Origin of the sequence: Streptosporangium sp. CA-115845 (genome assembly GCF_050943795.1) — a bacterium.
Lineage (GTDB): Bacteria > Actinomycetota > Actinomycetes > Streptosporangiales > Streptosporangiaceae > Streptosporangium.
Map to the genome: position 1 here is coordinate 3,362,231 of NZ_CP191988.1, position 26,599 is coordinate 3,388,829.

General features: G+C 70.6%; 21 protein-coding genes. 13 read left to right on the plus strand and 8 right to left on the minus strand.

The features are described from left to right. The first annotated feature begins 8 nt into the window (after window positions 1–8). Together ACQP0P_RS17420 and ACQP0P_RS17425 are read left to right on the plus strand one after the other, a co-directional pair. Window positions 9–560, plus strand: a complete 552-nt coding sequence (locus tag ACQP0P_RS17420) for a hypothetical protein (protein WP_433377718.1) — start codon at window positions 9–11, stop codon at window positions 558–560. A gap of 447 nt (window positions 561–1,007) precedes the next feature. Continuing rightward, window positions 1,008–1,649, plus strand: coding sequence for a TetR family transcriptional regulator (locus tag ACQP0P_RS17425; RefSeq protein WP_433377721.1), 642 nt, complete (start codon window positions 1,008–1,010; stop codon window positions 1,647–1,649). Between the two features lie 538 nt (window positions 1,650–2,187). On the opposite strand, the gene ACQP0P_RS17430 is transcribed toward ACQP0P_RS17425, so the two are convergent. The 3 genes from ACQP0P_RS17430 to ACQP0P_RS17440 all read right to left on the minus strand — a co-directional run bounded on the left by ACQP0P_RS17430 (window position 2,188) and on the right by ACQP0P_RS17440 (window position 5,113). Then, complete coding sequence (locus tag ACQP0P_RS17430; RefSeq protein WP_433377724.1) at window positions 2,188–3,396, minus strand: M20 metallopeptidase family protein; 1,209 nt, start codon at window positions 3,394–3,396, stop codon at window positions 2,188–2,190. Between the two features lie 281 nt (window positions 3,397–3,677). Further along, entirely contained in the window at window positions 3,678–4,430 is a 753-nt protein-coding gene (locus ACQP0P_RS17435) for an SDR family NAD(P)-dependent oxidoreductase (RefSeq protein WP_433377727.1), read from the minus strand. Continuing rightward, window positions 4,427–5,113 carry a GntR family transcriptional regulator gene (locus ACQP0P_RS17440; RefSeq protein WP_433377730.1) on the minus strand — a complete coding sequence of 229 codons (687 nt, stop codon included), beginning with the start codon at window positions 5,111–5,113 and terminating at the stop codon, window positions 4,427–4,429. Before ACQP0P_RS17440 ends, ACQP0P_RS17435 begins: the two co-directional genes overlap by 4 nt. A 346-nt stretch (window positions 5,114–5,459) precedes the next feature. On the opposite strand from ACQP0P_RS17440, the gene ACQP0P_RS17445 reads away from it, so the two are divergent. The 9 genes from ACQP0P_RS17445 (at window position 5,460) to ACQP0P_RS17485 (ending at window position 17,092) form a co-directional block, all read left to right on the plus strand. Next, entirely contained in the window at window positions 5,460–6,545 is a 1,086-nt protein-coding gene (locus ACQP0P_RS17445; RefSeq protein WP_433377733.1) for an extracellular solute-binding protein, read from the plus strand. A 19-nt stretch (window positions 6,546–6,564) separates the two neighbouring features. Continuing rightward, a complete protein-coding gene (locus ACQP0P_RS17450) occupies window positions 6,565–7,419 on the plus strand; it encodes an ABC transporter permease (protein ID WP_433377736.1) in 855 nt (284 codons plus the stop codon). Then, window positions 7,419–8,204 carry an ABC transporter permease gene (locus ACQP0P_RS17455; protein WP_433377739.1) on the plus strand — a complete coding sequence of 262 codons (786 nt, stop codon included), beginning with the start codon at window positions 7,419–7,421 and terminating at the stop codon, window positions 8,202–8,204. Before ACQP0P_RS17450 ends, ACQP0P_RS17455 begins: the two co-directional genes overlap by 1 nt. Window positions 8,205–8,215: 11 nt before the next feature. After that, window positions 8,216–9,352, plus strand: a complete 1,137-nt coding sequence (locus ACQP0P_RS17460; protein WP_433377742.1) for an ABC transporter ATP-binding protein — start codon at window positions 8,216–8,218, stop codon at window positions 9,350–9,352. Beyond that, window positions 9,349–10,176, plus strand: coding sequence for an SDR family NAD(P)-dependent oxidoreductase (locus tag ACQP0P_RS17465; RefSeq protein WP_433377745.1), 828 nt, complete (start codon window positions 9,349–9,351; stop codon window positions 10,174–10,176). The genes ACQP0P_RS17460 and ACQP0P_RS17465 overlap by 4 nt, the downstream gene beginning before the upstream one ends. Beyond that, the gene (locus tag ACQP0P_RS17470) at window positions 10,173–12,515 is read left to right on the plus strand and encodes a N,N-dimethylformamidase beta subunit family domain-containing protein (RefSeq protein ID WP_433377748.1); all 2,343 of its coding nucleotides are present in this window, start codon (window positions 10,173–10,175) and stop codon (window positions 12,513–12,515) included. Before ACQP0P_RS17465 ends, ACQP0P_RS17470 begins: the two co-directional genes overlap by 4 nt. A gap of 140 nt (window positions 12,516–12,655) precedes the next feature. Continuing rightward, entirely contained in the window at window positions 12,656–14,347 is a 1,692-nt protein-coding gene (locus ACQP0P_RS17475) for a thiamine pyrophosphate-binding protein (RefSeq protein WP_433377751.1), read from the plus strand. 64 nt (window positions 14,348–14,411) lie between these two features. After that, complete coding sequence (locus ACQP0P_RS17480; RefSeq protein ID WP_433377754.1) at window positions 14,412–15,827, plus strand: diaminopimelate decarboxylase family protein; 1,416 nt, start codon at window positions 14,412–14,414, stop codon at window positions 15,825–15,827. A 71-nt stretch (window positions 15,828–15,898) separates the two neighbouring features. Further along, window positions 15,899–17,092 (plus strand): NAD(P)/FAD-dependent oxidoreductase, encoded by a 1,194-nt coding sequence (locus tag ACQP0P_RS17485; protein ID WP_433377757.1) that lies wholly within the window; start codon window positions 15,899–15,901, stop codon window positions 17,090–17,092. 320 nt (window positions 17,093–17,412) lie between these two features. Here ACQP0P_RS17485 and pruA read toward each other — a convergent pair whose 3' ends face one another. Both pruA and ACQP0P_RS17495 read right to left on the minus strand, forming a co-directional pair. Further along, window positions 17,413–19,038 (minus strand): L-glutamate gamma-semialdehyde dehydrogenase, encoded by a 1,626-nt coding sequence (gene pruA, locus ACQP0P_RS17490; protein ID WP_433377760.1) that lies wholly within the window; start codon window positions 19,036–19,038, stop codon window positions 17,413–17,415. Continuing rightward, window positions 19,038–19,964: a proline dehydrogenase family protein gene (locus tag ACQP0P_RS17495; protein WP_433377763.1), complete on the minus strand. Its 927-nt coding sequence runs from the start codon at window positions 19,962–19,964 to the stop codon at window positions 19,038–19,040. Before ACQP0P_RS17495 ends, pruA begins: the two co-directional genes overlap by 1 nt. Window positions 19,965–20,058: 94 nt before the next feature. On the opposite strand from ACQP0P_RS17495, the gene ACQP0P_RS17500 reads away from it, so the two are divergent. Beyond that, a complete protein-coding gene (locus ACQP0P_RS17500) occupies window positions 20,059–21,126 on the plus strand; it encodes a PucR family transcriptional regulator (RefSeq protein ID WP_433377766.1) in 1,068 nt (355 codons plus the stop codon). 66 nt (window positions 21,127–21,192) lie between these two features. Here the strand turns inward: ACQP0P_RS17500 and ACQP0P_RS17505 are convergent, their stop codons facing one another. Continuing rightward, entirely contained in the window at window positions 21,193–21,924 is a 732-nt protein-coding gene (locus ACQP0P_RS17505) for a glycoside hydrolase family 16 protein (protein WP_433377769.1), read from the minus strand. 111 nt (window positions 21,925–22,035) lie between these two features. Here ACQP0P_RS17505 and ACQP0P_RS17510 point away from each other — a divergent pair, with 111 nt between their 5' ends. Further along, entirely contained in the window at window positions 22,036–22,989 is a 954-nt protein-coding gene (locus tag ACQP0P_RS17510) for a hypothetical protein (protein ID WP_433377772.1), read from the plus strand. 52 nt (window positions 22,990–23,041) lie between these two features. Here the strand turns inward: ACQP0P_RS17510 and ACQP0P_RS17515 are convergent, their stop codons facing one another. Together ACQP0P_RS17515 and ACQP0P_RS17520 are read right to left on the minus strand one after the other, a co-directional pair. Beyond that, window positions 23,042–24,196, minus strand: a complete 1,155-nt coding sequence (locus ACQP0P_RS17515; RefSeq protein ID WP_433377775.1) for a glycosyltransferase — start codon at window positions 24,194–24,196, stop codon at window positions 23,042–23,044. A gap of 514 nt (window positions 24,197–24,710) precedes the next feature. Continuing rightward, window positions 24,711–26,570 (minus strand): SpoIIE family protein phosphatase, encoded by a 1,860-nt coding sequence (locus ACQP0P_RS17520; RefSeq protein ID WP_433377778.1) that lies wholly within the window; start codon window positions 26,568–26,570, stop codon window positions 24,711–24,713. Window positions 26,571–26,599 lie beyond the last annotated feature (29 nt).

The window sequence follows — 26,599 nt, forward strand, 5'->3', positions numbered from 1 at the left end:
CTGTTCGCATGAGCAACGCATTCGACGACATCGCGAACGCCTTCCAGCCGGTGCCGACCCCCGGTCCCGGCCGCACGCCGGGGCGGGTCGGCATGGCGATCCTGCTCCTCCTCTGGGTGGGCCTGGGAGTGTCGCCCTTCGTGTTCGCGGTCTCCGGCCTCAAGCTCGCGACCGGCTCCATCGGCACCCCCGGCACCCTCACGGTCGTCTCGTGCGAGGAGTTGGGCAGGGGCCGCTACGACTGCAAGGGCAGCTTCGCGTCCGACGGCGGTGGCGACGCGATCCCGGTCGACGCCTCGCCCGACTCCACGGCCGGTGACGTCAGGCGGGCGCAGCTCACTCCCGAGGGCGACCGTGCCGTCGCGACCGGCACCTCGGGCATCCTGGCCGCGCTGACCATGCCGTTCCTCGGTGTCGGAGTGCTCGCCTTCCTGCCGTACGTGCTCCTCTACGTCGCCAAGGCGCGGCATGGCAGGCGTGCCGCGGTCGCCTTCGGCTCCGTGCTCACCGTGGTCTCGCTCGCCGGTGTCGTCGTCGGCATGGTCGCCGCCTACTCCTGACCGGCCCCCGCCGTTCCGGCTCCGCCGGGTCCGTGGTACCAGGCGCGCTCAGCCGCTGCGGCTGAGCGCGCCCGACCGGGCCGGATGCTCATGCCTCCGGCCGGAGATCTCCGGCGCTTCTCCACTCATCCTCTCGTGTCCGAGACGGCGGTGATCGGTGTGCCGCATCCGCGTCGGCAGGAGGTCCGAAGGCGTACGTCGTGTTGAAGGTCGGCGCGACGCCGGCGGAGGACGATCTGATCGGCTACAACGCCGAAATCCGTGGCTTTCGTGGACAGGCTCCCCGCAATCCCCCGGGAAAGCTGCTCAAGCGGGTGCCACGGGAATCCCCGGAGAAAAACCGATTCGTTGCTCCTCTCCCGAGCTCGCGCACTGTGACGGTGGACGCCCTACCCTGTGTGGCAGATAACCACCGAAAAACCGTTCTGAGTAAGGGGGACGAGAAGCATGGCGCGTACCGCATCACGAGGTGGCCCTCGGGGCACCTATTCTCCCGCGGAGACGCGGCGGGCACTGCTGGCAAGTGCACTGAAGTTGTTCGAGGTCGGCGGCTACCACGCGACGTCCGTCGAGGACATCGTGAAGGAGGCCAACCTGACAAAGGGAGCCTTGTATCACCACTTCTCGGGTAAGGAGGAGATCCTCCAGCAGATTCAGGAGGAATACATCGACGACCGGCTCCGGAACTGTCATCGCATTTTTGAGTCGTTCGAGGCCCCGGCCGACCGGTTGCGGCAGCTCATCCTTGAGTCATTGGTCGCCATCGACCAGTTCCGCGCCCATGTCACCGTGTTTACTCAGGAGCGTCGCTTCCTTGCCGAGGAACGCTTCGCCGCGATAAAGAAAAAGTGCGACGAGCTCGACGCGATGTACGAGTCGGTGATCCGACAAGGTATCGAAGAAGGGGTTTTCAACTCGGCCCTGCAGCCACGTATCGCTGGCTTCGGAGTCCTTGGCATGCTGACCTCGGCGTACAAATGGTACCGCCCTGACGGCCTGCTGGCCGTCTCCGAAGTGGCCGACCAGCTCGCCGGGCTGGTTCTCGGAGGACTGATCTCGCCGGCGAGCAGGGCTTCTTTCGGCCAGTAACGTCCCGACCGGTCGGTGTGAGAAAACGGGCACCGTCGCGTGCCCGGTTACTCACCGGCCCTGCGATGTCCGTCGAAGATGGAGGACCTGGGGGCGCGCTCGGGCGACAGCGCCTTCGAGGATGCCCTGTGGTACTGCTGACCTCGGTGTTGACGCCGTTCGGTGGAGGCCGTGGAACGGCCCGCGGACGCTGGTGCCGTCCGCCGGGGAAGTGCCGGGAGTCCAGACATCCGGCATTTTGCCGATCTCGGTTCGATACACGTTCCATACCTACTGGTCGGAATATGAAGAGGGGGTTGAAGCATGAACTTTGGCGTTATGAATCTGTTTCCGGCCGAGGGCGACGGAGACGACGCGCAGGTGCTGCGAGACACCATCGAGGAATTCCAGATCGCCGATGAACCGGGATTCGACTCGTGCCGGCCGGCGGAGCACCATCGAGGCGATCGAGTCGGAGCGGGCGTACTACGACAAGGTTCAGCGGTTCCTCGGGCTGCTGCGGTGCCACGGTCAGCCCGCCTCATGGTGCGAGGGTGGCTCAGGAAGCCAGCCGGGACAACGCCAGGGACGCGTAGAGTGCGGCGCCGTCCGGCAGGACGGAGTCGTCGAACCGCGCCTCCGGCGAGTGGTTGTAGGCCGCGGTGGCCGGGTCGAGGTCCGGCGGGCAGGCGCCGAGGAAGACGAACGCGCCGGGCACCTCCTCCAGCACGTACGAGAAATCCTCCGACCCCATCACTGGTTGCGGCGCGACGAAGTAACGGCCCGGCCCGAACAACTCGTCTGTCGTCCGTCCGGCGAAGTCGGACTCACCCGGGTTGTTCACCGTCACCGGGTATCCCATGCCGAACGACGCGTCCACCCCGAGGCCGTGGGCGGCGGCGATGCCCTCCACCACCTCGACCAGTCGCCGCTTCACCAGCGCCCGGTGGTCCTTGCTGAACGTGCGGACCGTCGCCTCGAAGTAGGCCTCGTCGGGGATCACGTTGTCGGCCGTGCCCGCGTGGAACTGGCCGACCGTGACCACCACGGGATCGAACGGGTCGAACGTTCGAGTGACCATCGACTGCAGTGCCGACACCATCTCGCAGCCCGCCAGAACCGGGTCGAGCGCGCGGTGAGGGCTCGAGCCGTGGCCGCCGCGCCCCTTCACCGTCACCTGGAACACGTCGGCCGCCGCCATGACCGGCCCTCCGCGCGAGGAGAACAGGCCGGGCGGCAGCATCGAGGAGACGACGTGCATGCCGTACGCCGCGATCGGCCGGGCTCCCGCCGCGTCCAGTACCCCCTCGCCGATCATGTGCCGGGCGCCCTCGTCCCCCTCCTCACCCGGCTGGAACATGAAGATCACATCGCCCGCGAGTTCCTCGCGCCGGGCGCTCAGCAGGTGCGCCGCTCCCACCAGCATCGTGGTGTGCAGGTCGTGCCCACACGCGTGCATCCGGCCCGCCACGCGCGAGATGTACGGAAGATTGTTCCGCTCGATGACGGGCAGCGCATCCATGTCGCCGCGCAGGAGGACCACCGGTACGGGCTCGTCGCCGGCGGCCCGCCCACCACCCCGCAACACGGCGGTCACCGAGCTCAGCGCCGTGCCGGTGGTGATCTCCAGTGGCAGCCCGTCGAGCGCCTCCAGGACCTTCTGCTGCGTGCGCGGCAGCATGAGGCCGATCTCGGGGGTGGCGTGCAGAGAGTGCCGGAGCCGGACGAGAACGTCCCGCATGTCATGTGCAGATTCGGTGAACGACATGACGATATCCTCCATTTATTATCCGCAAAGTTTACAGAATCCTCTCGACTGGATGATCTCTGCGTGGCTCGTGGTGATCCGTCCGATGCGCAGTGGGCGGCGTGGGGGCGCGCCGCAGTGTCGCACGGCGCTGGAGCGCATCCGGGACCGGGCCGTCCCCACGGTGGGTTCGAGCGCTTGGGGACCGGCAAGGACCTGTCACGTTACGGGCCGGACGCCTACACCCGGGTCAAGCATGTGATGATCAGCCACGGTTGACCGGGCACCGGCGGCACGGGCGCTCAGTAGCTCGCCCGGCCGCCGGAAAGATCGAACACCGCGCCCGTCGAGAACGTGCACTCCGGCGAGCACAGCCACGACACCGTCGCGGCCACCTCCTCCGGGCGGGCGATCCGGCCCATGGGGATCCGGGACGTCATGTACTCGAGGAGTTCGTCCGACGCGTGGCGGAGCATGGGCGTGTCCACGACGCCGGGAGCGACGGCGTTAACCAGCACGCCGCTGGTCGCCGTCTCACGGCCGAGAGACTTGGCAAGGCAGATCACCCCGGCCTTGGACGCCGAATACGCCGAGTCGTTCGGGTTGCCCTCCTTGCCGGCCATCGACGCGATGAGCACCACCCGGCCGGAGCCCTGCTTCAGCATCGGAGGGAGCACGGCGCGGCACACCAGATACGTGCCCGTCAGGTTGACGTCCAGCACCTGGCGCCACCGATCCGGCGCGCACTCCCAGACGGAGGCGTTCGGCCCGGGCACCCCGTGAGCCACCACGACCGCGGCCGGCGGGCCCTCGCGCCGGCAGACGTCCGCGACGGCGGCCTCCACGGCCTGCTCGTCCCGGACATCGAAGCGCACGCCGCGCGCCGGGAAGCCGTCCGCGGTCAGCTCCCGGGCCACCTCGTCGACGCTCTCGTCCCGGTCGCAGGCGACGATCCGCATGCCGTCGGCGGCGAGGCGCCTCGCCACGGCACGGCCGACCCCGCCGGCCGCTCCCGTGACGACGGCGACCGGCCGGACGGCCGGGGACGCGCTCACGCCCCGCAAGACAGCTCCCGTTCGAGCCGCACCCGGGTGCGAGCGATGTGGCTGCGCAGCAGCGCCCCGGCCTGCTCGCTGTCGCCTTCCTTGAGGGCCACGTAGATGAGGTAATGCTCGGCGCGCATCACCTCGTGCTCCTCGTCGTCGGGACGCACCGTGTTGCGATAGGCCCTGCGCACGTGCTGCGTGGCGTTCCAGAAGTCGCCCACGAGCCGTCGTATCCGGGGCGGGGCGCCCTCGTAGCAGGCCAGGTGGAAGTCGCGGTCGAGCTGGAGCACCGTCTCGGAGTTGTCCCGGTTGGTTTCGATGTCGTCGCGCAGGTTGCCGAGGTGTCGCAGGTGCCCCTCGGTGAGCCCGGGCATGCTGAGCTCGATCGCGAGCGGTTCGAGCCGTTCGCGCATGAGGTAGATCTCGCTGACCTCGGCGATGTCCAGCTTCGCGACCCGCGCGAAGCTGTTGGGCGTCAGGTGGACCAGACCCTCGCTCTCCAGCTGGCGCAGTGCCTCGCGTACGGGGATGCGGCTCACGTCGAGCGCGGTGGCGATCTGCTCCTGCGGGATCCGCTCGCCCGGGGCGAGCTGCCCGCCGACGATCGCCTCCCGGACCGCCCGTGTGACGAAGTGACTCAGCGACTCGCCTCCCTGCCGCTGGGTCCGCCATCCCTGCTGATCCAATGCCATCGTTCTCCGTCTCTCCGGCCCTACTGGATAATTGGATCCTATACGGGATGGCTGTCCGGCTGCAAAGGATTGCCGTGCGCTGCGGGCCCCCGTGAACCCGTGCATCCGCGAGAGTCTGCACCCCGCCGTCTCGCGTTCCAAAAAACCCTCATTGAACTGCGATGACTCGGCAATTTCAGCACCTGGGGCGGCCCGTCCCGGCGTGCCGGGCCGGGGATCGCGTGGCGCCTCGACCGTGGGCGACCCTTGACAGCAATCTGGCCTATTTGGATACTTGGATCCAGTTTTTCGAGCACTCCCAGTTGAACGGGGCCACCGCGGAGTGAGATGGCGAAAGGTGGATCCAATGCGAGATCACGAACGCGGAGGGCAGCGGCCGACCCGCAGGCAGGTGCTGCGGGGAGGCGTGGGCGGAGCCGCCCTGCTGGCCGTGCCGCAGCTCCTGGCCGGATGTGGCGACGGAGGCAAGGGGGCCGGGGGCAAAGCGGCCACGGTGACCTTCGCCAGCAACGGTGGCGCCCTGCAGAAGGCGCAGGAGAAGGCGTACCTGACCCCGTACACGCAGGCCAATCCCGGCATCAGGATCGTCCAGGATGTGGGCTCGACCGACTACGCGCGCATCGAGGCGATGGTGAAGTCGGGCAACGTCACCTGGGATCTGGTCGACGTCGGCGGCGACTTCGGCACGGGCGACCAGGAGGCCCTGCTCGAGCCGCTGGACTGTGGCCTGATCGACTGCACGGCGGGCGAAGGCGGCACCCGCTACCGCGTGCCGCTGCACCGGTACGCGAGCGTCATGGGCTATCGCACCGACAAGACCCCCAACCCGCCGAAGACCTGGGCCGAGTGGTTCGACCTCGACGCCTATCCGGGGAAGCGGGCGTTCTTCCGGGTGTCCGGCCCCACCGGCATCTACGAGTCGGCGCTGCTGGCCGACGGCGTGCCCATCGACAAGCTGTTCCCGCTCGACGTCGACCGGGCGTTCCGGAAGCTGGAGACCATTCGGTCGTCGCTGATCTGGGCGCCCTCTCCCACCGACACCGTGCGGCTGCTCGCCGACGGGGAGGTCACCCTGGCGTCCGTCTTCTCCAGCCAGGCGTACGCCATGGCGCAGGACGGCGCCAAGATCGGCGTGGTGTGGAACGAGTACGGGCTGGGCAGCGACTATCTGGTCATCCCCAAGGGGGCGAAGAACAAGGACGCCGCCATGGCGCTCGCCGCCTACATGGCCGGCGCCGAGCACAACGCTCAGCTGTCCAACGTCTATCCGGTCGCACCCGGCCACCCGGACGCCCGGCCCGACACGTCCGCGCCCACCTATGACTTCCTGCCGTCCGGGAAGGGCGGCACGTCCTTCGCCTACGACAGCCGCTACTACGCCGAGAACCAGAAGATGCTCGCGCAGCGGCTCAACGAATGGCTGAAGAAATGACCCGAACGGAGGATCCGTCGTGCTCGCGGCGCTCGGCGGCATGACGATGAGGCGGGTGCGCGGCTGGGGGCTGCTGGCCGTTCCTGGCATCCTGCTCCTGCTGCTGTTCTTCGGGTGGCCGATCGCCGACATGGCGATCCTCAGCCTCACCGAGCCGTCCCCGGCCAACTACGCGGTCTTCACGGAATCCCCCGTCTACCTGGACGCGTACGTCACGACGTTCCTCGTCGCGGTGGTCACCACCGGAGCCTGCCTGCTGCTCGGCTATCCGTACGCGTACCTGATGCACATGGGCGGCCGCGGGCTCGCCCTGGTCCTGGGGTTCTTCGTGCTGCTGCCGTTCTGGTCGAGCATCCTCGTGCGCACCTTCGCCTGGTCCGTGTGGCTTCAGGACAGCGGCATCGTCAACGCCGCGCTGATGGGCGCCGGCATCATCGACGAGCCCCTCCCGCTGATCCGCAACGCGCTCGGCACGACCATCGGCATGACACACGTGCTGCTGCCGTTCATGGTGCTCTCCCTCTACGCGGGAATGCGACGGATCGATCCGGATCTCACCAGTGCCGCGATGAGCCTGGGCGCCTCGCCGCTCACCGCGTTCCGCCGGGTCTTTCTGCCGCTCAGCCTGGCCGGAGTCTACGCGGGGAGCCTCATCGTGTTCGTCATCTCGCTCGGGTTCTACCTCACCCCGGCCGTGCTCGGGGATCCCGGCAAGCCGCTCGTCGGCCAGCTCATCGTCGAGCAGGTCAGCGGTCAACTGGAGTTCGGCGTGGGCGGCGCGCTCGGCGTCGTCCTGCTCGTCTCGACGCTGGCCGTGATCTGGGCGGGCACGCGGCTCGTCGACCTGCGCACCGTCATGGGATACGAGGATTGATGAGCCGGATTTCCTGGAAGGGCGGCCTGCGCTCGGCCGTCGCGCTGGTCGCGATCTTCCTGCTGTTGCCCACCCTCGTCGTCATCCCCCTGTCCTTCACCGAGGGCACCCTGCTGCGCTGGCCGCCGCGCGGCTTCAGCCTGCGGTGGTACGAGACCCTGCTGGCCGACCCGGCCTGGCGCGACGCGGCACTGAAGAGCCTGGAGGTGGCCCTCTGGACGGCCCTCGCCGCGACGGTCATCGGCACCTCGACGGCGCTGGGGCTCACCCGCGGACGCTTCCGCGGGCGGCAGCTGACCAGCTCGCTGGTGCTGAGCCCGATCGTCGTCCCGACGGTCATCACCGCGATCGGCACGTACTTCGTCTTCGTGCGGCTCGGGATCACCGGCACGACCGCCGGGCTGGTGCTGGCGCACACGGTGCTGGCGCTTCCCCTGGTCGTCGTCTCCGTCACGAACAGCCTTCGCTCATTCGACCGCAACCTCGAACTGGCGGCGGCGAGCCTCGGTGCCGGGCCCCTCACCACGTTCTTCCGGGTCACGCTGCCGCTGATCACGCCGGGAGTCGCGGCCAGCGCGCTCTTCGCGTTCATCACCTCGTGGGACGAGATCGTGGTCGCCCTGTTCGTCACCGACCCGGTCGTCCGCACGCTGCCGGTCGTGATCTTCAACCAGCTGCGCAGTGGAGTCGACCCGACGGTCGCGGCCGCGGCCACCCTGCTCATCCTGGTCACCGTGATAGCGCTCGGCGTCGCCCTGCTCGCCCGGCGCCGGCTCAAGACGTAGAGGAATGCCGCATGACAACGACGAGATCCTCCGGCCACCTGGAGCTGTGCGGGATCGGGAAACGCTACGGCAAGGTGTCCGCGGTGGACGACGTCTCCCTCCGGATAGCGCCGGGCGAGTTCCTGACCCTGCTGGGCGCCTCCGGATCCGGCAAGACGACCACCCTGAAGATCATCGCCGGTTTCGTGGAGCCGGATTCCGGTGAGGTCCGGCTGCACGATCGTGCCATCACCCGGCTTCCCGCGCACCGCCGGAACATCGGCATCGTCTTCCAGAACTACGCGCTGTTCCCCCATCTCACGGCTGCCGAGAACATCGCCTTCCCGCTGCGGGTGCGCGGGCTCGGGAAGGCGGAGCGGCACCGGCGGGTGGAAGCGGCGCTGGCCACCGTCCGTCTGGAAGGCATGGGCGGCCGGTACCCGCGCCAGCTCTCAGGCGGGCAGCAGCAGCGGGTCGCGCTCGCCCGGGCGATCGTCTTCGAGCCGCAGGTCCTGTTGATGGACGAACCCATGGGAGCGCTCGACAAGAAACTCCGCGAAGCGCTCCAACTCGAGATCATGCGAATCCACCGGGAGCTCGGCATCACCATCTGCTACGTGACGCACGACCAGGAGGAGGCCCTCGTGATGAGCGATCGCATTGCCATCTACGACCACGGGCGGATCCAGCAGGTCGGTACGGCCGAGGAACTCTACGAGCGTCCCGAGTCGGTTTTCGTGGCCCAGTTCATGGGTGAGTCCAATATCTTCCACGGCACGTTCGACGGCGCCGGGAGGGAGTCACGCCTCGTCGCCCCGGGCCGCCCGCCGATCGTCGTGTCACCGAACGGATCGCGCGGTCCCGGTGACGGTACGAGCGCCGCGGTCGTGGTCCGCCCCGAGCGCATTCGTGTGACGAGAGACGGACCGGCCGGCGATCCCGGGCAGGCCCCAGGTCACAACATCCTCACCGGCGTCGTCCAGGACGTGATCTACCTCGGCTCCGGGCGCAGGTATCTCGTCGCCCTGCCCGACGGCAGCACGTACCAGGCTCGAGTCGGCGCCGCGGAAGCCGACCCCGACATCGGCCGAGGCGACCGCGTGCGGCTGTCGTGGGACTGCGCCGACGCGATCCTCCTGGAGGCTCCGGCTCGTGAGGTGGCCCTGTGAACGCCACGACCATCGGCGAGCGCGGTACCGCGCTCGCCGGCCAGGTCGCGATCGTGACCGGGGCGGGCCGTGGCATCGGGCGCGGCTACGCGCTGCGGCTGGCCCGGCTGGGCGCGGCTGTGGTGGTCGTCGATCGTGACCTGCACTCCTACGAGGAGTTCGACGCCGAACGAGAGCTGATGACCGGTGCCGGCACCGCCGACGAGATCGTGGCGCTGGGCGGTCGCGCCCTGGCCATCGAAGCCGACCTGAGCGACGCGTGCTCGGCCCGGCAGATGGTCGAGCAGGTCATGGACGCCTGCGGCCGCATCGACGTCTGTGTGTGCAACGCCGGCGGCGGGACCGGCGCGCTGACGGAGAACACCGCCTCCCGCCTCGACCTCGACCAGCTCGCCGCCGTGCTCGAACGCAACCTCCTGACGACCGTCAACACCTGCACGCCGGTCGCCGAGGTGATGCGCGCCCAACGGTCAGGCAAGATCGTGACCGTCTCCTCGGTCTCCGGGCTCCAGCCCCGGCCCGACGGAGGCTACGCCCACTACGCCGCGGCCAAGGCGGCGATCATCATGTACACCCAGTGCCTCGCCCAGGAACTGGGCCCGGAAGGCGTCACCGCCAACGTGATCGCACCGGGGGCGATCGGCACCGGACGGCTGCTGCCGAAAATGCGCGAGCTGGGCCTCGACGAGGTGACCCGGGACATCGCGTTGCGTCGGCTCGGCACCGTGGAGGACTGCGCCGGTGTCCTCGAGTTCCTCGCCACCGATCTGTCGGACTACGTCAGCGGCCAGATCATTCGAGTCGATGGAGGTTTGCGCGGATGACCGCGGCCGCGGCGGTACGCCGCAACGGACGGCTCATGGGCTATGCCGATCGCTGGTCGGTCGCTCCCGGCGAGGCGCTCACCTTCATGGTGAGCGCCGAACCCGAGCGCTACACGGCGGAGATCGTCAGGCTGACCCGCGGCGGGCCGCGCACCGGGGGCGAGGCCGAGACCTTCGCCTACGAGCAGGTCGGCACCGTGATCGACGGCACCTACCCGGGCGGCGTCCAGGAACTGCGGCCAGGCTCGTACGCGCTGGTCACCGACAGCGGAGGGCTGCTGACCGGTGGCCAATTCACCGTCCAGGCGTGGGTCTGCCCCAGCACGCCCGGTCGTGGTCGCCGCCAGGGGATCCTCACGAAAGGGTGCGCGGAGCCCGGGGGCGGTTTCGGCCTGTTGCTCGACGAGACCGGCGCGCTCGCGTGCCGGGCCGGCGACGTCCTGGTCACCACGGGCGTCCCGCTCCTTGCCGGGCACTGGTATCTCGTGGCCGCGGCGGTCGATCTCACCGTCGGTACCGTGCGCCTCCTGCAGCGGCCGCTGACACGCTACGCCGGTGATCCCGACAGGGCGGAGCGGATCGCGGATATCGGCTCCGACGTGCCGATCGACGGCGACGCCCACGTCCTCATCGGAGGTGAGCGACTCGCCGGATCGGCGCGGGGCCGCCGGCTCCCTCGTCTTGAGGGCGGGTTCAACGGCAAGATCGACGGCCCGTGTGTGCTCGGCCGGGCGCTGACGGCTGCGGAGATGGCGCGGTTGTGCGAAGGAGTGGACGGCAGGGCCATCGCCCCAGCGAGCGTCCTGGCCGACTGGGACTTCAGCCTGAATATGGAGCGCCGGCGGATCGTGGACGTGTCAGGGCACGGCTTCCACGGTGAGACGGTCAACTCCCCGCTGCGCGCTGTGACCGGGCACCGATGGAGCGGCCGATATCGCGACCACCGGTCGGCGCCGGGGGAGTACGGCGCGATCCATTTCCACGACGACGACCTGGACGACGCCCGGTGGGATCCGGCGTTCCGCTACGAGGTGCCGGACGACCTGCCCAGCGGTGCCTACGCCGCGCGGCTCAGTACGGACCGGGAGGAGTACTTCATCGTCTTCTTCGTCCGTCCGCCGCGGGGCAGGACGGGCCGGCGGGTCGCCTTCCTCGCCTCGACCTTCACCTACATGGCCTACTCGAACCTCGCGCTCAATCCGGTGCGGATGAGGGAGATGACCGGCAGCGCCGACGCGCTGATCGACGAGATCGACCCGGTCATCGGCGACCGCCAGGACCTGGGGCGGTCGTTCTACAACCTCCACTCCGACGGCTCCGGCACCGCGCACGTCTCCCGGTTGCGGCCGATGCTCAACGTCCAGCCCACCTACCGCTGGTTCCTCAGCGGCGGAGGCGGGTGGTGTTTCAGCGGGGACATGTACCTCCTCGACTGGCTGCACGCGCAGGGCGTCGGGTACGACGTGATCACCGACGAGGACCTTCACGAGGAGGGCGCCGCGCTGCTGCGGCGGTACGACGTGGTGCTCACCGGCATGCATCCCGAGTACGTCAGCGGCGAGATGCTCGACGCGCTGGCGTGCTACACCGACTCCGGCGGCCGCCTGATGTACTTGGGCGGCAACGGGTTCTACTGGGTGACGACGGTGTTGCCGGATCGCCCCCACGTGATCGAGATCCGCCGCGGCCACGCGGGCACACGGGCGTGGGCCAGCCCGCCCGGCGAGGAGCACCACTCCAACGGAGAGCCGGGCGGCCTGTGGCGGCACCGCGGCCGAGCTCCGCAACGCCTCGTCGGCGTCGGTTTCACCGCCCAGGGCGGCGGCCCCTCGGTGCCCTACCGGTGCACGCCGGCGAGCCGGGACCCGCGCGTCGCCTTCGTCTTCGACGGGGTGGATCTGGACGAGCCGATCGGCGACTTCGGCAACAACGGCGGCGGCGCCGCGGGCGCGGAGACGGACCGGGCGGACTTCTCGCTCGGCACGCCGCCGCACGCGCTCGTGGTCGCGACGTCCCAGGGAGAGCACAGCGACCTGTTCCAGCATGTCGTCGAAGAGGTGCTGGCGACGAAGCCCGGGCAGGGCGGCACGGAATGCCCCGAGGTCCGGGCGGACCTCACCTTCTACGAGACCCCCGAAGGGGGCGGGGTTTTCTCGGTCGGCTCCATCGACTGGGTGGGCAGCCTCTCGCACAACGGCTATGACAACAACGTCTCGCGCATCACCGGGAACGTGCTTCGCCGCTTCCTGGACACATCCGTCCCGCTGGGGTGGAGCGGGCCGGCGTCCGGTGCGCCGGAGCCACGAATCGTATCCAATCTCGGCGCCGTCGACCTTTGACGGGCTATTCCGCCAACCCAACCCTGAACAGGCCGGCCAGTGCCCGTGCCCACATCCGAAGGAGGTCCAGAACACGATGACCGTTTGTCACCCCGTGCCGGATACGACCGGCCACCCCAGGCCGCGGCGGGTCGGCGCCCATGCCTGAGAACGCCGCGCGGAACGCGGGCCACGCCGTCGCCGAGGAGTTACGCCGCCACGGAGTGGCCGAGATCTTCGGCCAGGATTCCCCGGAATGGCTCTACGAGGCGATCGACCCGGAGACCATCAGGCCGGTGACCATGCGTGACGAGCGGTCGGCCGGTTTCGCCGCCGACGCGGTCGCCCGGCTGACCCGGCGACCGGCCGTCGCCTGCGGCATCCACGGCCCCGGCGCGCTCAACCTCACCACCGCGCTGTTCGAGGCGCGCGAGGCGAACTCGCCCCTCGTCGCGCTCGTCAGCGATGTGGAGACGACGGTCCGCGGTCGCGGTGCGTTCCAGGAAGTCGACATGCTGAGGGTGGTCGCGCCGATCGTCAAATGGGCGGCGCGGCCCGAGCGGCCCGCCGACGTCGCGCCGGCGGTGGCCAGGGCGCTGCGCACCTCGATGAGCGGATGCCCGGGACCTGTCCTGGTGGCCCTGCCCAACGACGTCCTCGGTGGCCCGGTCGGGCCGGCGCGGCCGTCGCCGAACGCGCCCTTCTCGGTACCCACGGGCATCGCGCCCGCGATGGCCACGCGGGCGGCCGCCGTCCTGGCCGAGGCCCGTTCGCCGGTGCTGCTGCTGGGCAACGGCGCCCGTATCGCCGGAGCCGGAGCCGCGGCCATCGCGCTGGCCGAGCGACTGTCCGCCCCGATGACCGTGACGGCCATGGCCCGGGGCGTCATCACGGAGACCCATCCGCTCTATGCGGGTGTCGCCGGGTTCATGAGCGACGCGCCCGGCGGATCGGGCAGTGTGGCCAACCCGCGGCTCGCCACCGCGGACGTCGTGCTCGTCGTCGGATCGGATCTCGACGGCGCGACCACCGACGGCGGCAGGCTGCCCGCATCGGACAGCACCGTCATCCGAATCGACGTGGATCCCGACCGGCTGGCCCGCTCGCCTCGCGAGCAGCTCTCCATCGCCGCGGACGCCCGCCTGGCCCTCGAAGCGATCAACAAGGCGCTGCACGCCGCCGGACCCGGCCCCCGCGACCGGTCGGCGCCGGCCGGTGAGCTCGCCCGGCAGTGGGCGGAAGTGAGGGCCGCCCAAGCGTCCGCGGCGGCGGCTCCGGGCCCCGCCATCGCACCCGCCCATCTCTATGCGGACCTGCGCGGCACCCTGCCAGAGGGCGCCCTGGTCGTCTGCGACGCGGGCTATTCCAGCATCTGGGCGCTCAGCGCGCTGGCCGTCGGCCGTGACGTCTCCGCCATCACCTACGGGCGCGCGGCCGGAACCCTCGGGTTCGGCCTGCCCGGAGCCATCGGAGCGCAGGTCGCCCACCCCGGCCGCCGGGTCGTCGCCATCGTCGGCGACGGCGGATTCGGCTTCGGCTGGGGCGAACTGGAGACCCTGGCGCGGGAGCGGTTGCCCGTCGTGGTCGTCGTGCTCAACAACGGTTGCTTCGCCTACCAGCGCCTCTGGCACGACCTGAACGACCGGCGCCCGCGCTGGCTGGACTTTGCCGACGTGCGGCACGACCGTCTCGCGTCGGCGGTGGGTATCCCCGGCTGGCGGGTGACGGATCCCGGCCGGCTGACCGACGTCCTGCGCGCGGCGTTCGCGCAGGACGGACCCGCCCTCGTCGACGTCGTCATCGACCCGGAGGCGATGCCTCCGTTCAACGCCGGGCGACACGCGGGCCGCTGAACCAGATGATCGTAAATCTTCCCCAGCACCGGTACGGTGCTCGTGCTCCAAGGACGGTGTCCAGGTGACCGTATCCGACCTCTCCCATGCGCCCGAGGCGCTCGCCCACGCCCCCGACGGCTCCGTCACCTTCGACGGTGTGGACCTGGCGCAGCTGGCGGCCGGCCATGGCACTCCGACCTGGGTCATCTCCGCCGCGCAGCTCCGGCACAACTACATGGCCCTCCACACCGCGCTCAGCGCGCGCCTGCCGCGGCCGGTGATCGCGTACTCCATGAAGGCCAACAACAACCGCACGGTCGTTCAGACCATGGCGGGGCTCGGAGCGGTGCTGGACTGCAGCTCCGAACACGAGCTCGCGCTCGCCGTGTCCGCAGGCGTCCCGGCCGGCAGAGTGATCGTCAACGGGAACGGGAAGTCACGCGCGTACCTGACCGCCGCCATCCGCATGGGTGTGTGGCAGATCAACGTCGACTCGATCGCCGAGGTGGGCCGCATCCGCTCGATCGCGAGGGAGCTCGGCGTCTCGGTACCGTGCGCCGTCCGGCTGAAACTCTCCTACACCCGCCTGCTGCAGAACGACCCCAGCTACGAGCGGACGCTGCGCGTCGCCGAAGGGAAGTTCGGCTCGAGCACGCAGAGCGGTGACGCCGAGGCCGTCGTCAAGGCCATCCTCGCGGCCGAGGAACTGGAGTTCGTCGGACTCACCCACCACGCCGGGTTTCCCGGGATTCGCGCGGACTACACCGCCGAGCGTCAGCTGATGCACCAGACCCTCTGCGCTCAGGAGATCGTGGAGTTCGCCCATCTGCTCCGTCGCGGAATGGGCGTCACCGTGCCGCGCATCAACCTCGGCGGCGGGTTCCGCTCCGGAGGGTCGGTGTACCTCTCGACACCGGGCGACGGCACCGACGGTGAGTTCCGGGCACTGCCCCGCCCCGAGGAGTACGCGGAGGCGATCGCGGCAGGGCTCGCCCAGGCGGACTGGGACCCGATCGTCCAGTTCGAGACCGGCGGGTTCCAGGTGGGCAACGCAGTGCTGCTGCTCGCCCGAGTGCAGGACACGAAGGACGTGACCCACCCCAGGGAGCGGCGCTATGTCACCCTCGACTGCGCCATGACCATGTTCACCGGCCGCGGGCTCACCCGGGTCGGCTTTCCCGTGATCGCGGTCGGGCACCCGCCGGACGCTCCGGTCCATCCGCTGCCGGTGGAGCTGGTGGGGCCCACGTGCGCGTACGACAGCATCGCCGAGGACCTCCTGCTGCCGGATGTGCGGGAGGGCGACCTGGTGGCCCTGCTGAACCACGGCGCCTACTGCGAGGTGCTGTCGACCCAGTTCAACGGCTTCCCGAGGCCGGCGGTCGTGTACCTGGACGGCGGTGATGTCCGTCCGGCGCGCCGCAGGGAGACGCTCGCTGACGTCTGGGAGCGCGAGTCGGCCGCGCTCGACCTGTGGCCGGGCGGGGGCACGGCGTGATGCCGCGCGGGCCGTCGGCCACCGCCCCCGGGTCTACCCGTCCAACCTATGTATAAGGAGGAAACTCGACAGTGTCGGACATATTGATCATCGGTGGCGGGTTCGCCGGAGTGTGGAGCGCTCTGGCTGCCGCCCGGGTATGTGACCAGCACGGCGCAGCCTTGGCGATCACCCTGGTGACCCCAGGTGACGACCTCGTCATCCGCCCGCGCCTGTACGAGGCAGACCCGGCGGCGCAGCGGGTGCCGCTGGAACGGATCCTGCAGCCCACCGGGGTCTCGCGGCTCGCGGGGATCGCCACGGCCGTGGACACCGAGCACCGGTCCGTCTCGGTCACGCGCGCCGACGGGCGGATCGAGCGGCTGGGCTACCGCCGGCTCATCCTGGCCAGCGGCAGCGCCCTGCGGCGGCCGGCCCTGCCCGGCGGGGAGCACCTGTTCGACGTCGACACCCTTGCCCACGCGGTCGCCCTCGACAGCCATCTGCGCGCCTTGTCGGCGCGGCCCGAGAAGTCCGGCCGGTTCACCGCCGTGGTCGTCGGGGCAGGCTTCACCGGCCTGGAGGTGGCGACCGAGCTGGTCGGGCGGCTACGCGCGCTCGCCGGTCCCGCCGCCCACGAGGTCCGTGTCGTGCTGGTGGAGCGCGCGGACACGCTCGGTCCGGAGCTCGGCCCGGGCCCCCATGCCGTCATCAATGAAGCGGTGAAGGAGCTCGGCATCGAGGTCCTCCTCAACTCGGGCGTCGCCTCGCTCGATGCCACCGGCGTCCGCCTCATCGACGGAACGGAGATCTCCGCGCACACCGCGGTCTGGACGGCCGGCATGACGGCGAGCCCGCTCACCCGGCAGATCCCGGGTCGCCGTGATCAGTTGGAGCGGCTCCACGTCGATCGGCACCTCCGGGTGCCGGAATCGCCGGAGGTGTTCGCCGCCGGAGACACCGCGGCGGCAATGGCGGACGCCACCCATCCAACCGTGCAGAGCTGTCAGTACGCGATTCCGCTCGGCAGGTACGCCGGCCACAACGCCGCAGCGGACCTGCTCGGCCGACCTCCCCTGGCGTTCGAGCCCGCGCCCTACGTGACCTGCCTCGACCTGGGAGCGGCCGGCGCCGTCCTCACCACCGGATGGGAACGCTCCGTCAAACTCACCGGCAGCACGGCCAAGGACCTCAAACGCACCATCGTCGAAAAGCGGATCTATCCGCCGCTGAACAACCTCACCGCGCTCCTGGACGCCGGAGACCCGGAGCGTCCCTGGACGTGACAACCGACCAGCCTGAGCGACGTCTTCGGTCGATATCACCGCCCCGATCCAGTGCGATCCCGGCCCTCGCGGTACCGCGCCGCTGCCGCCTCCGGTGCTGCCGTACGAGGTGCGGTCGCCGGTGTCACCCGCCGCCGGTGCAGGCCGTCTCGGCCGTGTGGGTGGGGCCGGGGCCGTGGCTGTGACGAGAAACGGCGATGGCGGGTGACGCCCGGGCCTTGGATCCAAGGCCCGGGCGTCATTGTTGAGCGGCCTATTCGGTGCCGTTCGAATAGCCGGGCGCCTTCAGGCCGGGCTCCATCCAGCCGCTCTGAGGAATGTCAGCCCATGTGCGGGTAGCGGTGGTCGGTCGGCGGGACGAACGTCTCCTTGATCGTCCGAGCGTTGACCCAGCGGGTGAGGTTGAGGATCGACCCGGCCTTGTCGTTGGTGCCCGAGGCGCGGGCCCCGCCGAAGGGCTGCTGGCCGACGACCGCGCCGGTCGGCTTGTCGTTGATGTAGAAGTTGCCCGCCGCGAAGCGCAGCCGCTCCGACGCCGAGGTGATCGCGTAGCGGTCCTGGGCGATGATCGAGCCGGTCAGCGCGTACGGGGAGACGCCCTCCATCTGGTCGAGCACCGCGTCGAAGTCCGCGTCGTCGTAGACGTGCACGCCGAGGATCGGGCCGAAGTACTCCTTGACGAAGATCTCGTCGGTGGGGTCGGCCGACTCCAGGATGGTCGGTCTCACGAAGTAGCCGGTCGAGTCGTCGTACGAGCCGGTCAGCACGTTGATCGAGTCGAGCGAGCGGGCCCGGTCGATCGCGGCCCTGTGCTTGGCGAACGCCCGCCCGTCGATGACCGCGCCCATGAAGGTCGACAGGTCGGCGGCCACGTCGCCGACGGTCAGCGACTCGGCGGTGCCTACCAGCTCGTCGCGGATCACCGACCAGACCGAGCGCGGCACGTAGGCCCGGGAGGCGGCCGAGCACTTCTGCCCCTGGTACTCGAAGGCGCCGCGGACCAGCGCGGTGGTGAGCACCCTGGGGTCGGCGGAGGGGTGGGCCAGCACGAAGTCCTTGCCGCCGGTCTCGCCGACCAGACGCGGGTAGGACCGGTAGGAGGTGATGTTGGCGCCGACCGTGGACCACAGGTGCTGGAAGGTCGCGGTGGAGCCGGTGAAGTGGATGCCCGCCAGGTCGGGGTGGGTCGTCGCGACCTCGGAGACGGCGGCGCCGTTGCCGGTCACCATGTTGATGACGCCCGGCGGAAGCCCGGCCTCCTCCAGCAGGCGCATGGTGAAGTGCGCGGCGAACTGCTGGGTGGGGGAGGGCTTCCAGACGACCACGTTGCCCATCAGGGCCGGAGCCGACGGCAGGTTCCCGGCGATGGCCGTGAAGTTGAACGGGGTGATCGCCAGGACGAAGCCCTCCAGCGGCCGGTACTCCATCCGGTTCCACACGCCGGCCGACGAGATCGGCTGGTCACTGAGGAGCCTGCGGGCGAAGTCCACGTTGAAGCGCAGGAAGTCGATCAGCTCGCAGGCCGAGTCGATCTCCGCCTGCTGCGCGGACTTGGACTGGCCCAGGATCGTCGCGCCGTTCAGCGTCTGCCGGTAGGGGCCGGCCAGCAGGTCGGCGGCCCGCAGGAAGATCGCGGCCCGCTCGTCGAACGGCATGGCGCGCCATGCGGGCGCCGCCCGCAGCGCGGCGTCGATCGCCGCGCGCACGTCGCCGGCGGTGGCGTCGGCCGCACGGCCGAGCACGGAGGCGTGGTTGTGCGGCTGGACCACGTCGATCGGGGCGCCGCCGCCCATCCGCTGCTCGCCGCCGATCGTCATCGTCAGATCCAGCTGGGCCCCGGCCAGCTCCTTGACACGGTTCTCCAGCGCGGTGCGCTCGGCACTGCCCGGCGCGTAGCCGAGCACCGGCTCGTTGATCGGGGCGGGAACTGTGGAGATGGCATCCATCACTTGCCTCCAAGGGCACGAAGAAAGAAGGCGATGTTCGCCGGACGCTCGGCCAGCCGGCGCATGAAGTAGCCGTACCAGTCGTCGCCGTAGGGGACGTAGACGCGCATGACATGGCCGGCGCCCGCCAGGGCCTGCTGCCGGTCCGTCCTGATTCCGTAGAGCATCTGGTACTCGTAGTCACCGAGGGAGCGGCCGAACCGGTCGGCGAGCGTCTCGGTGATGGAGATCAGCCGGTCGTCGTGCGTCGCCACCATCGGGTAGCCGGCACCCGACATGAGAATGCGCAGGCAGCGCACGTAGGCCCGGTCGACCTCGTTCTTGTGCTGGTGGGCCACCGAGGCGGGTTCGGCGTAGGCGCCCTTGACCAGGCGGACCCGGGAGCCCCGGTATGCCAGGTCGCGGCAGTCGGCCTCGCTGCGGAACAGGTAGGACTGCACCGCGACGCCGACGGAGGGGAAGTCCTCGCGCAGGGCCCGCAGCGTCTCCAACGTGGAGTCGACGGTGGTGTGGTCCTCCATGTCGAGGGTCACGTTCGCCCCGCAGGCGCGGGCGGCCTCGCAGATCTGCCGCGCGTTCTCCAAGGCGATCTTGTCACCGTCGGCGCCCAGCGCCTGACCGACCGCCGAGAGCTTCACCGAAACCTCGGCGCGGTCGCCGAGCCCCAGCTCGCCCAGGGAGCTGAGCAGAGTGGCGTACGCCCTGGCCGTCTGGGCGGCGGCAGCGGCGTCCTTCGTCTCCTCACCCAGGTGGTCGACGCTGACGGCCAGGCCCGCGGCGGCGAGGTGACGGATCGCCTCGACCGCGTCCTGGGGCGTCTCGCCCGCGACGAAGCGGTCGACGACCTTGCGTGTCAGTGGTACGCCGGAGACCGCGCGCCGTACCAGCGGCAACCGGGATGCGCCAAGTAGGAGGGAACCGAGCATGTCTTCACCCTAAAACCCTGCTCAGGCCGACCATCATGTGCATCTGCCACGACCGGCGGGAAGAGTGTTCATACACATGTACAACAATGGTGAGGTGCTACAGGAGACAGTCGACGAGATCGCCGCCAGGCTCGGCGCCTCCGCCACCCTGGAGGACCGCTCGTTCCAGCTCCTGGCCTATGCCGCGCAGAGCGGTGACATCGACATGGTGCGCCAGGAGTCCATTCTGCGGCGCCGCGCGACCGACCAGGTGCGGGCCTACTTCGAGGGATACGGCATCGCCGGCGCCCACGGGCCGGTGCGCATCCCCGCCGACGCCGACCTGAGAGTGCTCGCCCGGGTGTGCGTGCCGCTGCGGCACCGCGAGGTGACCTACGGCTACCTGTGGCTGCTCGACGACGGCACGCTCGGCGACGACGTCCTGGCCTCGGTCGGCGATCTGGTCTCCCGGGCCGCCGCGGTCCTCGCGCAGGAGGCCCGCAGCCGCCAGGACATGGGGGCGAGCCTGCGAGGACTGTTCTCCTCCGATACCGAGGAGCGTTCCTGGGCACTGTCGAGGCTGGACCTGCGCGGTCCGGTGGCGGCGATCGCCGCTCGCAGCTCGCCGGACCGGGTCGCCGCCCTCTGGACGCTCCCGCGCGGCGTGCTCGCCGACCCGGCGTTCCCCGCCGGGGACGAGCCGCTGGTCGCGCTGCTGGTCCCGGCCGGCCAGGCGGGGGAGCTGGCGGGCCGGATCCAGGGCATGTACGGCACGGTGGTGGGTGTCGGCGCCCCCCGAGACGATCTCGCCCAGGCCTGGCGGAGCTGGCGGGAGGCCGTGCACGCGCTCGGTGTCGCCGGCCGGGTGCCCGCGCTGGGGCCCGTCGCCGCCTGGCCGGGGCTGGGGGTCTACCGGCTGCTCGCCCGGATGTCCCAGGCCGGGCTGCGGGAACTGGCGGAGGAGGTCGCCGGGCTGGCCCGGGACCCGGAACTGGTCAGGACCGTGGAGAGCTATCTCGACCGCGCGGGTCACGTCCAGGAGACCGCCACCGCGCTCGGCGTGCACCGCCAGACGCTCTACTACCGGCTGGCCAAGGCCGAGCGGCTGACCGGCCGCGACCTCGCCGACGGCGAGAACCGCCTGCTGGTCCACCTCGCCCTCAAAGCGATCCGCCTGCTCTGAAGGACCCCACGCCGCAACCCGGACGTCCCCGGGGTGACTGCCGGCAGGCCCACCGCGCCGGCCGCGCTAAACAGTGGCCCGGTAGATCTTCACCCAGTCCACGTACATGCTGACCGTCGGCGGAGTGGAGCGGTTGCGGCACGGCGACCACTCGTTGCACGTCACGTCGTGTTGCAGCGCCAGGTGCATGGAGCGGCCCCTCGGCACGTTCGGCCCCCGGTAGTCCCACACCTTCGCACCGTCCAGCCAGAACGTCAGCCGTCCGGGCAGCCAGTCGACCGCGACCGTGTGCCACCGGGTGAAGTCGGCCCGCATCTGCCGCTGAGCCTGGGGGCCGTCGCCGCGGTGCACGAAGATCCCGCCCGATCTGCGGGCCGGGTCGATGATCTCGGCGAAGTCGACCTCCGCGTACTCCCCACGGCCCTGGTCGGACGGCCAGAGCAGGGCCACCGGGGTGTAGCCGGCGCCGCGCTCGGCCCGCAGCCGCACCTCCCAGCGCCCGTACCGCTGCGCCGAGCGGGTCGCGATGCCACCGGACAGATCCCTGCCTGCCACGATGCCGCCCTTGAGCCGCAGGACGCCGCCGCCCACGCTCGTGGCCCGCCCGGTGCGCGGGTTGGTCTCGGCGTTGGGGGAGTGGTAGACGACCCACCTGCGGCCGTCGACCCGGGTGCCGTCGAAGTTCTCCACCAGGACGGGGGCGCCCCACCCGCGCTCGGCGGACGCGCTCTGTGCCGGCAGCGCGGAGAGCGCCAGGGCGGTGGCCAGGATGCCCAGGAACGTGCCACGAATTGACATGGGCCCATCAAAGCAACGATCGCACTCCAGTAACAGTGGTATTCCATTTTCGCATCCGTCCCACGAATCCGGAGGGTGCTACTCCGAGCAGGTTGTGCCACGATTTCGGATATGAGCGACATTGACGCCATACGGCGGGCACTGGCCAGGCTGGTGGAGTCCGGTGAGCTCCAGGCGGAGCAGGTGGAGCCGGTCACCCTCGCCGTGGGCGAGGCGCTGCGCGACCGGGGTGCCGGGGACCGGGTCAGATGGAGCGAGATCCTCGCCTACGTCGGCGGGGGACTCGTCCTGGCCGGTGCCGCCGCCTTCGTCGCTCTGGGCTGGGAGCGGATGACCCAGCCGACGAAGATCACGGCCCTCGCCGTGGTCACCGTCCTGCTGCTGGCGGTGGCCGCCGGGCTCGGCCGGGCCGCCCGGTCCGCGACCGGCAGGACGGCCGCGGTACAGGGCAGGGTCGCCGCCACGCTCGCCGCGCTGGGCTCGGGTACGGCCGCCCTCTGCGCGGGGGTCGCCGCCGACCGCCACGAGGGACTCGTCGCCGGCGTGGCCGGGCTGGTGGTCGCGGCGGTGGCCTACGTGCTGCTGCCCACCGCGATCGGCCTGCTGGCCTGCGGTGGGTTCGCCCTGCTCACGGTGACCGGCCTGCTGGACGTCTTCGTCAGGCAGGAGGGCGCCGGCTGGGGCCTCGCCTACGTCGCGCTGGGCGTGCTCATCCTGGCGCTCGCCCTCGCCGGGCTGCTCGCCCCCGGTGACCTGGGGCTGGGCATGGGCGCCGCCATCGCGCTCTTCGGCGGGCAGTGGCCCGTCCTGTGGGACGGGGAGGCCTGGGGATACTGGCTGACCGCGGTGATCGCGCTGGCCTGCCTGGCGCTGTACGGGCGCCGGCGTACCTGGGTGCTGATCGTCAGCGGTGTGGCCGGGCTGACACTCGCCGTTCCCGAGGCCGTCTGGGACTGGACGGACGGGGCCGTGGGTGGCGCGGTGATCCTGGTCCTGGCCGGGGCCGTCCTGCTGGCCGCGAGCGGTCTCGGGGTCGTGCTGCACCGCCGCGCGTCCCAGCCGTAGGGCCGCCTTCCGGTAGGGGGCCGACGGCGCCCGGCCGTCGCGGTGGGCGCGGTCAGCGGGAGGAACCGGAGAGGGCGACCTCGTAGACGTGGACGAGTTCCTGGCTGATCCGCTCCCACGAGTAGCGGGACCGGGCGCGGTCAGCGCCGGCGAAGCCGAGCGCGGTGCGGCGGGTCGGGTCGGCGAGGAGTTCGCGGGTCAGGCGGGAGGTCTGCGCGGGACGGTCGGCGGGCACCAGCAGGCCGGTAACCCCGTCCACCACGGAGTCGAGGTGGGCGCCCACCGCCGAGGCGATGACAGGCACGCCGCAGGCCATGGCCTCCAGCACGACGACGCCGGCCGGAGCCTCCTGGGGCAGGGAGACGACCACGTCGGCGCTGCGCATCAGCTTGGCGACCGCGGAGTGCGGGATGTGCCCGAGAACGGTGATCCGATCGTCGACGCCGACCTCCTTGGCCAGCAGCATCATGCGGCGCGCGTCGGCGTCGTGCTCCAGGTCCGCGACCGCCGGGCCACCGGCGATGATCAGCTCGGCGTCGGGGATGCCCTCCAGGGCGCGGATCGCGGTGTGCACGCCCTTCTCCGCGGTGAGCGGCCCGACGTGCAGCAGGCGGGGGCGGGTACCGCGGGCGGAGGCCGGCCCCTGACGGCGGAACCGTTCGACGTCGACACCGCATGGGATGACCGAGATGCTGCGGCGCGGCACGCCCAGCCGGATCAGCGAGCTCTCCTCGTCGCCGCACCCGGCGATCACCGCGCTGGCCCGGCGCCCGATGGCCCGCTGCAGCCGCACACGCTTGGCGTCGCGGGGGTGCTCGCTGCTGAACGTCTGGGTGAACGGCACGTTCAGGCCGTTCGCTCCGGCGATGGCGGCCAGCCCGCCGGTCCAGGAGTGCGCGTGGATGACGTCGGGGCGGTCCTGCCCCCAGCGGTGCATCAGCTGGTCGCCGAGGTCGGAAAGGTAGGGCAGCACGCCGTCTTCCGGAAGATCCTGCGCGGGCCCGGCGGTCAGATGCTCAAGCGTGACGCCCTGCGACACGCGAACTTTGGGCTTGTCAAGGTCGGAGTTTCTCCGGGCGTAGATGGTGACCCTGTGTTCCCGGCCGAGTTCACGGGCAACGGCCATCAGGTGAGCGCGCTGGGAGGCGAGATCGGACTCGTCCTGGGTGGAGGAGAGGGCCTCGGAGGAGACGAATGCAATGTTCACGGCACACCTCTGGGAGGAGATAGGCATGGAAAGCCTGTTATTCCTTCAGGGGTGCCTGCGTCTTAGGCACACGTCTGCATTGCCCTAACCATACCCCGATCTCAGCCGGAGCCAAACCCGCGAGGGGCAATACCTCCTGCGCTGCCGTGACTCCTCGGCCCTGGCGCTCGGGACGTGCAGCTGGATCACACATCCATCCCGGTCGTTGTGGATGTCGAGGCGGTCGCACAGCTGCCGGGCGATCCACAGCCCGTCCCCGGCCTGGTGGATGGAGGTCATGGAAGATCGTCGTGGTCGCGGGAGCGGCGGGGGCGCCCGTCGGGCCCGCTCCAACAGGCAGGGGGCCGACGCGTCGAGGGGGAGCGGCTCGGTCTCGAAGCCGGCCCGCTCCAACCGGCAGGGGACCGGCCCTGAAGTGATCTCATTCTGCGCCCCACCTGGCCGGACACGGGCGCCGCCGGGTGCGGTCCCTGGCCGCTCGGTGAGACCGACAGGCCACGCCGAGTTAGCCAAGTTATACGACACGCAGGGCGAGTATCACGATCTCATCCCAAACTCTCCCGCCGGAGAACGCGTGCCGGTCCTCCTCCACCGTCTTGACGATCTCGGCGGGAGAGCGCGTCACGCAGCGTGCCAGCACGTCGGCCAACCTGGTCTCGCCGTAGGACTCGCCGAGCTCGTTCTGCGAGGCGACCAGGCCGTCGGAGTAGAAGACCAGGGTCTGGCCGGAGGCCGGCGTGAGCTCCTCGGCGAACATCTCGGCCTCAGCGGCGATGCCCAGCGGCACGCCGCCCCCCGCGGTGAACCGCACCCCGCCGTCGGGCTGCAGCAGCGCGGCGGGATGGTGTCCCGCGCTGGCCAGCCTGATCTTGCGCGCCCGGATGAAGCCGGTCACGGCCATCACGAACATGCCGTTGTGCTGGGCGGTCAGGGCCTGGTTCAGCTTGCGCATCACCTCACCGGGGTCGGATTCCCAGATGCTGAGCACGCGTAGTCCGTTGCGGACCATGGCGCTGACCGACGCGGCCTCCTCGCCCTTGCCCGCGGCGCCCCCGAGGGCGAAACCCCACCCGTCCTGGGTGGGGAAGACGTCGTAGAACTCGGCGCCGACCGGGCTGGAGCCCGCGTTGTAGATGGCGGCGGCCTCGAATCCGGGGATGTCCGGCAGGCTCCGGGGCACCACGCTGGTGCGCAGCGCGTCGGCGGCCCGCGAGCGGGTCTGGAAGCTGCGCCGGGCGCGCAGTGCGAGCCCCAGATGGACGCCGATCTCCTCCATCAACCCCAGATCGGCCAGCGAGAACGGTTCACGGTCGCGCAGGCGGACCAGGGTCAGGGAACCCAGTACGTCGTCCTCGCCGCCGATCGGCACGATCAGCACCGAGGCGGCACCCATCACCCGCAGCAGGGGCGGCCCGCCGGGGACGTCGCCGAGCAGCCCCTCGTCCTCCAGCATCTCGTGCACCACGCCCGAGCCGCCGGTCAGCACGTGCGCGATGGCCGGTGCGGTCAGCGGGTTCATCTGTTCGGCGAGGCGGACCAGCTGAGTCACCGGCTTGTCGCTCGGGCCGAGCACGCAGGCACGGGCGGGGACGCCGTCGCGGATCACGTCGGCGATCACCCAGTCGGCCGACTCCGAGGCCAGCAGCCGCGCGGCCCTGGTGACGGTCACCGGCTGGCGCAGGCTCTCCTCGTCGAGCAACAGGCGGGTCATCCTGGCCAGCAGTTCCTGCCGGCGTGCCGCGGCCATGACCAGGGTGGCGTCCGACCGGTCGGCGGGGCCGGGGGGCGGCCCCGCCACCTGCGCCTCCAGCGGCAGGATCATGACCGCGACCATCTCCTGCGGCTCGCCCGGCATCGTCAGCCGGGTGACGGCCAGCTGCACCGTGTGCGCGCGGCCCTGGTGGGCCAGCCGCGTCTGGAACGTCGCGGTCTGACCGCCCTGCTGGACCGCAGTAAGGTGCGAGCGGAACGCCGCCCGACGGGAGACGTCGACGAACAGCGGGAACGAGCGGCCGATCAGATACCCCGCCGGGCTGCCGAGCATCAGGGAGGTCTCGGCGCTGATCCGCCGGACCACACCCGAGGCGTCCAGCACCACCACCGGGACGGGGAAGGTGCGGAACACCTGCCGCAGTAGCTTGAGTTCCCGCTGCGATCCGCTCTCCCGCTGGCCCGACCGCCTGGGCGCCTTACGCAGCTCGCGCACGGAGGTCTCCAGCAGCTCGCGGGCGGTGTCGAGCTCCGCCAGCGCCGCGTCAAGTGTGGACCGGGGGTCGGCGGGGTATGCGGACTTCGCCTCGCGCAGGGAGGAGACCCTGGCGCTCAGCGCGCTCAGCGCCTGCTCCAGGCTCTGAAGGCCAATGGCGTCGGTCAATGCTCGTCCTCGTCAGGGGCCGGAGTGGA